Consider the following 7,158-nt stretch of genomic DNA (forward strand, 5'->3'; position numbering starts at 1 on the left):
AGCCGACCGACCCGACTGGCGCAGGCGATTCGTTCGCAGGCGGTTTCATGGGATTTTTGACCGCTAACGGCGTCGTTAATTGGCGTGTTTTGAAAAAAGCGCTCGTTTATGGCTCGGTGATGGGTTCGCTTTGCGTCGAACAGTTCAGCGTCGATGGGCTCCTAAACCTCCGGCAAGAGGCGATTCAGGCGCGATTCGATTACCTCCGAAAATTTGTAACCCTATAGACCAATGATCCGTCCGATTTTCTGGGAAGACGAACGACTTTACATCATCGACCAAACGCTTTTGCCGATCGAATATCGCATCGTCGAAATCCAGGATCATCTCGAAATGGCGGACGCTATCCGGCGTTTGGCTGTCCGCGGTGCGCCTGCGATCGGAATTGCCAGCGCCTATGGGCTTGTTCTCGGACTTCGTCCACTGATCTATTCATCAAACAAAGCCTTTTTCTTCTCACTGAATCAGATTTCTGAATTACTGATAGATACACGCCCGACTGCCGTCAATATTCGCTGGGCGTTAAAACGCATGAAAGATCACGCGAAGTCGATCCGGAATCAACCGTTACCGGAGATATGGCGCTCTCTGCTTCATGAAGCGCGGAAAATTCAGGACGAAGACATCGCCAATTGTCACAAAATCGCCAAATATGGCGCTGAACTTTTGCCGGAAAACGCGACCGTTCTGACGCACTGCAACGCGGGCGGCCTGGCGACCGGCGGTTTCGGAACCGCGCTGGGAATTATCATTCACGGATTTCAAACTGGAAAAATCCTGCACGTTTTCGTCGATGAAACACGCCCTCTGCTTCAGGGCGCCCGGCTCACCGCGTGGGAATTGACGGAGGAAAACGTTCCATTCACGTTGATCACCGACAACATGGCGGCATCGATCATGAAAACGAAGAAGATCGACGCCATCATCGTCGGCGCCGACCGGATCGCCGCCAATTACGATACGGCAAACAAGATCGGCACGCTCGGTCTTGCGATCTTAGCCAGGTATTTTAAAATTCCTTTCTATGTCGCTGCGCCGTTTTCGACTTTCGACGAAAATATTGCCGACGGCAGTTCCATCATTATCGAAGAACGCAACGGCGATGAAGTGCGTAATATCTTTAGAAATCAAATCGTCCCGGATACTTATCCGGCGATTTCGCCCGCCTTCGATGTGACGCCGCACGAACTCATCACCGCGGTCGTCACCGAGAGAGGCGTCTTTCGACCGGCGAAAAGTAGATAGGATTACTGGTAACTGGTCACTGGTTACTGGTCACTGGTTACTGGTCACTGATCAATGATTACCCGCCATTAGTGGGATTTCGTGTTTATCCTTCATTAAAAAATATGTTGACTTTTAGCCGTTTAATCTGTATAATGAAAATGTTCATTAACACTGGGACGGGCGAGATTAGAAGCGAAGGTTGACCTCTCCGGTTTCCGTGACTTCAAGTTGAAACGCTTTTTGGAATTTCAAGTTTTTCAGATAGAATCGTGGAGCAATTTATTTATAAAGGTGAAACGATGTTAAATCTTGAGTCCCGGAAGAAAGAACAATCATTCTTCCCATTCTCAAGTCAGGCTCTGTTACGGTCTGCAAAAAGTGTCTCTCATTTTCCATGAACGGCTCATGCGGGAGAGGTGCGCTCCGGGCTTTTCCTTCTTTCGCTAATAGATGTCTTAATCAAAACGCGATCCATAAATACAGAGATTAATAATGAGAAATTTTAAATTTATCGCATGGTTATTTATTTCTACAGGATTTCTACTTGCAGAAAAAACGATCCATTTAGAAAAAGTTGTGACCATACCCGGTTATTATCCGGGAGATCAGTTTGGCTGTTTTATACAGAATGTTGGCGATATTAATAATGATGGTTATCAGGACCTTGGAATAACCACTGGAGCCTATCCTGATTCTTCACACATATATCCATGGACCCAAAGAATTGATATATACTATGGTGGTTCTCCATTTGATATAGATCCCGACATTACCTTTTGGAAGTACGTATATATGGGAGGTGCTGCATGTCCATATGGCAATATGGACCTTAATGGAGATGGTTATACTGATCTTGTGATATCTGATCCGCGTGCTGGATATCAAGCTGGAATTGTCTGGATATATCTCGGGGGTAAAGATGGTCCGGACTCTATTGCTGATCTTACCCTTTATGGTGAAGGAATGAGATATGGTTTTGGCTGCTTTATAGCAACAGGAGATCTTAATGCTGACAGTTACGATGATCTTGTTATTTCCTCGCCGAGCGATTTTATTGCCGATTATGGACGTGTTTATGTGTATCTTGGAGCTGAAACGCTTGATGGTAATCCGGATTGGTTTTATGAAAGTCCAGATGAGTTTGCTAATTATGGTGGATCGATTTCATGCGGAGATATGAATAATGATGGTTATGATGACTGGATCGTGATTGCTTCTTATTCACTATCTGAAAAGCCTGCCAGGCTGTATATTTACTCCGGCGGCGATTCTCTGTCTTTAAATCCGGTGTTCCAGTATGAATCAAAACAGTATACAGGCGGTAGAACTGAATATATTTCTAACTGGAATAATTCTGAATATGGTATGCTGCTTACTGCATATTTGAGAACAGAAGAAATAAATCACGGTGTTTTAGCAATACATGGAAGTGACAACTTTGATAATTTCAAAATTGATACATTAATAAGTCCGTTTGGTCCACAGGATCAATATTTTTTTTATGGTTTTGCTCAGGGATATTTAAATGATGATGAATACAAAGACATAATGATTGAATCGGATTATTACATCATGGACGCATCATCTATTTGTGTATATTTAGATGGAAGTGGTTTTTCACAGCCTGATACGATATTATATTTTAGAGAAAATTCCGATTCTACTTGGTTATCTTTGATAGGGACTATTGACTTGAATGCCGACGGTATTGATGAAGTTATAATAAGAAGGGAAGTACTGGCGGAGGGCCAGGGCTATTGGAAAAAGTATTTCAACTATATTGATATTTATTCACATAAACCTTTTCCGGTAGTTGGGATTAAAGAAGAAAATATAAAAATACAGAAAGATTTTGAATTAGGGAATAATTATCCCAATCCTTTCAATACAGCAACTCATATCCCAATTGTTGTTTCTCATGCGTCTAAAATAAAAATTACGGCGTTAAACTTATTGGGCCAGGAGATAGCAGTATTGAGTGATAAAGTGTATAAAAGAGGAGAATATATCCTGGAATGGAGTCCTGATAATCTCTCGTCTGGAATATATTTGGTAAGAATGTCCGTTGAAAATAAACAAAATATGCAAACTCGTAAAATATTGCTTGTGAAGTAACAAACTAACATTTTTTATTTTATAACTGCGTGAAATACAGAATAATAAACATAAGAAAAGATAATATAGAGTACAAAATCAATATCCCAACCATCTTTGGAAGGCGTCCTCCGGAGTTTTGTCTCGAAGAGATGCCTCTGGCACGTGACTTACAGGAAAACGGTTGTGCCATTGAGGTAAGAAATAATAGTAATAAAGCTATTTAGAAAATAAAAAATGAGGTTTAAGATGAAAAGAATAACGTTATTTGTGATGTTTCTTTCAATTATTTTTTGTTTTGCGAATTACACCCAAGGATCTGTAACTCATACGGTTAGTTTCGATCGTTCTAAATTACAACAATGGATTGAGGATGAATGGGATCGTTTTAGCTATGAAAACGCTGATCCTTTTGGCAAAGTAGGAGAACCGGAAATACCGGCAGTTTCAGTAAATCTAATTATTCCTACCGGTCAATCTGTTTCATCTATAACTATCAATTCTGATAGTAAGTCCCCATTGTCCGGTACATATATACTATATCCTACTCAGCCGCCAATTCCAACATCCATTTCTGCCAAGAAGCCAGAATGGATAGAGCCAGATCCAGCTATTTATTCTTCATCGGAATATTATCCAAAAGAAATTATTCGTGTTGTATCAGAGGGCTACTTTGACGGAGCAACCAGAATTGTCCACTTACTTATCACGCCTTTGCAGTATTCACCTATGAATGAGGAAGTTTTATTTTATGATCAAGTTACTTTCACGCTGAATTTAATGACTGCTAAAGGTATGCCTCGGCTTCCTGAAAAAAGACTGTCAAGAGATCAGGTAATTTATGACAATATTCTTAAACATATTGTCGACAATCCACAGCATATAAGCAGTTATCAGCAGCGTCCTGCACAGATTAAATCATTGGGTAAATCCACAGGAAGTCAATCAGGACAATTACCGGCGTACGAATATGTCATTATTACAAATAATTCTTTAAAATCGAGTTTTGATGAATTTAAAGCATGGAAAAGAAGAAAAGGCCTGGATATTGGTGTGGTGACTGTTGAAGATATTTTCAGTATTTATAGTACAGATTACCAGTCAGGCATAACAGATAACGCCGGGGCAATAAGGCAATATCTTACCGATGCGTGGCAACAGGGCACGGTATGGGTGCTGTTAGGTGGTGATGAAACTATTATCCCGATAAGATATGGTGCCGGTGATAACGATCCTGATAATCCTAATTTACACCCTGATTACGTATCCCAAAAAAGTGTTGGTCAATATATAATTCCAGCAGACCTCTATTATTCGGAGTTTAATGGTGATTGGAATGTTGATAATGATGTATATGGTCCATACGTCCCACCGGACGATGCTTTTCCATACTTGGTAGGTGAGCCGAGATACGGAGAACCGTATGATGATGATCCACAATATGATCCTGAAGTATTTGTAGGGCGTCTGGCAGTATCGACATCGGAAGAGGTAGAAATATGGACTAAAAAGTTTTTACTGTATGTGACTAATCCGAATAATGGAGATTATAGTCATCTGACAAAAGCTCTTCATACTCAGGAAGATCAGATGCAGTGGTGTGATTGGGATCCTTCAACACAAGGAGATCAAAGTCAAGCAGATGTTCTATCAGGTTTGCTATCTGGTTATTTTAATAGCACAATAGTTAAGGAGAATATAGGCAGTAAAAATTGTGCTACTCACAATCCTCCTCCTACATATCCACTGGCATCTGATGTTGTAGCAAAAATTGATGAAGGTTTTGGATTAATTACTTTCAGTAACCATGGTGATCCTGTTGAAATTGATGTTTCATCAGGAGAAGGATATGAATATGTTGATGGAGATTCCATATATCACTGCCATACATGGGAGCCCTGGCGTTCATTAAGGCAATGCTGTGATGTAAATGGTGAAAATTCAGGTATAAATTATCTTTCTGAGACAAATAAATATTACGTGATATATTCCACATCATGTGACGTAGGCGCATTTGATTATGACTGCAGCTGGCATCCGATTATTGATAGATCATATGCAGAAGGATTCTTAGAAATGGAGAATAAAGGTGCAGTTGCATTTGGAGGAAATACTCGCTATGGATGGGTTAGTTCCTCTTTTTACCTTGAAAAAATGTTCTTTAACCAGCTGCTAAGTGGTACTAAATTTGGCGTAGCTGAAGCGGTATCTAAAGTAAATTACAATAGTCATTATTTAAGTTATTCACATAATTTATTTGGCGATCCGGAGATGCGTATGTGGGTAGGATATCCATCGGAATTTAGCAGTGTTTCAATTACTGTTAATAGTAGTAATATCGTCGTCAATGCCGGTGTAACCGGGTGTGATATTTGTGTTAGCAGTGGCGACAACGGGAGCAGTTATCATCTGGTAGTTTCCGGTGTGCAGAGTTATACTTTTTCGACCTCTGTTCGTCCCCTGTACATCACGATCACCAAACCGAATTACATACCCTATACTGCGGTCACCGGCGGTACATTCACCACGGCCGAAACATGGTTCGGGAATCTGCACATGCTAGGAACAGTCTTGGTTACCGGGAGTGGTTCGATCACTATTTTACCCGGAACCAATGTATTGATGGATGGGTATTATACACTCGGATTTTACAACAACGCCCACCTGATCGCCGAAGGCACGAATCAAAGCCCAATCTTATTCACGTCAACTTCCGGTACTACCCGTCAATCCTGGAACCGGTTATATTTCAGAAGCAGTAACAACGTCATGAAATATTGTGAAGTCGAATATGGTGATTGGGCGGTCTGTTTCTATGGTTATCCTTCGACCGGTAATATCGTCGAAAACTGTACACTCCACGATAATGACCAGGGTATTCGTATCGAATACACCGGCTTCGATATTAAAAACTGTGAGATCTATGACAACCGACATAACGTCGTTACCATTAACAATTCTCAGGTCGACATTGAAGGTACAAAAATCTATAATGGCGGACGGGATGGAATCTATAGTGTAAGTTCAAGCACAGTTAATATCTACGGTAGTGTCATAGAAAATAACGGCATTGGCGGAACCTCGACCCGCAATGGCATATATCCGGGTTACAATGATATTATTAATCTCGGTCGGGTTAACTATCCCTATTGGAACGGTTACAACACCATCCGGAACAATTATGGCAGTGAGGTTCACGCTTATTATGAGATTTCCCAACTGCAAATGATGTACAATTCTGTACATGACAATGATGGTTATGAAGTCTATAACAGCAGTTTTAATCCTACCATTCCCACGATGTTCTGCTGGTGGGGCGAAGCACCACCCAATTACACTCAATTTTATGGGCCTGTGTCAGTAATGGATGAGTTGGAATCCCAACCTTCATGGGAAGGTCAAACTTTTTCCGGTCAACTTAATAAACCAGCAGTCACTCCGAGAGTGAATCTAAGCCCGGAGGAGCAAATTGCGCATCTTAAAAATCTGATTGCAACCAATTCTAAAACCACTCAGGCAGATTCAGCTTTAGTAGCGTTGTTCTCAATAGTCCGGTCAGATTATGTTAAAGATCAGTATTGTGAAAGAGATGTTTTTTGTAATTATTTATCCGAATTGTACAATTCTTATAGTGACTACCCACTCGGTAAACGTGCCTTGCAGTATATGATTACCTGGAAAATGCTATCCGGTGAAAATAAAACTGCGATTGATTTGTCGCTGAAAGCGTTGGATTGCATAACCAACCCGGATCGGATGGGTGTAATGGGCAATCTGGTGAATTTATATACCTACTCTAATCAGTACGATCTGTCCGCTGATATTTTAACTCAATAT

At 41.0% G+C, this 7,158-nt stretch carries 4 protein-coding genes; all 4 read left to right on the plus strand.

Annotation, left to right across the window (positions count from 1 at the left end; all coding sequences use genetic code 11):
- The coding region (locus COT43_06365; GenBank protein ID PIS28427.1) for a sugar kinase at nucleotides 1-227 on the plus strand (227 nt) is incomplete at its 5' end.
- A 7-nt stretch (nucleotides 228-234) separates the two neighbouring features.
- On the plus strand, nucleotides 235-1,245 hold the full coding sequence (gene mtnA, locus COT43_06370) for an S-methyl-5-thioribose-1-phosphate isomerase (GenBank protein ID PIS28430.1): 1,011 nt from the start codon (nucleotides 235-237) through the stop codon (nucleotides 1,243-1,245).
- A gap of 474 nt (nucleotides 1,246-1,719) precedes the next feature.
- Nucleotides 1,720-3,342: a hypothetical protein gene (locus tag COT43_06375; GenBank protein ID PIS28428.1), complete on the plus strand. Its 1,623-nt coding sequence runs from the start codon at nucleotides 1,720-1,722 to the stop codon at nucleotides 3,340-3,342.
- A 216-nt stretch (nucleotides 3,343-3,558) separates the two neighbouring features.
- Nucleotides 3,559-7,158 (plus strand): hypothetical protein (locus tag COT43_06380; GenBank protein ID PIS28429.1); only part of this gene is annotated, 3,600 nt, incomplete at its 3' end.

It is taken from the genome of Candidatus Marinimicrobia bacterium CG08_land_8_20_14_0_20_45_22, from assembly GCA_002774355.1.
In the GTDB taxonomy this organism is placed as follows: Bacteria; Fidelibacterota; UBA2242; order UBA2242; family UBA2242; genus 0-14-0-20-45-22.

Bases quoted from the DNA above. Each gene is read 5' to 3' on its own strand.
- COT43_06375 (PIS28428.1), top strand. From the start codon at position 1,720: ATGAGAAATTTTAAATTTATCGCATGGTTATTTATTTCTACAGGATTT.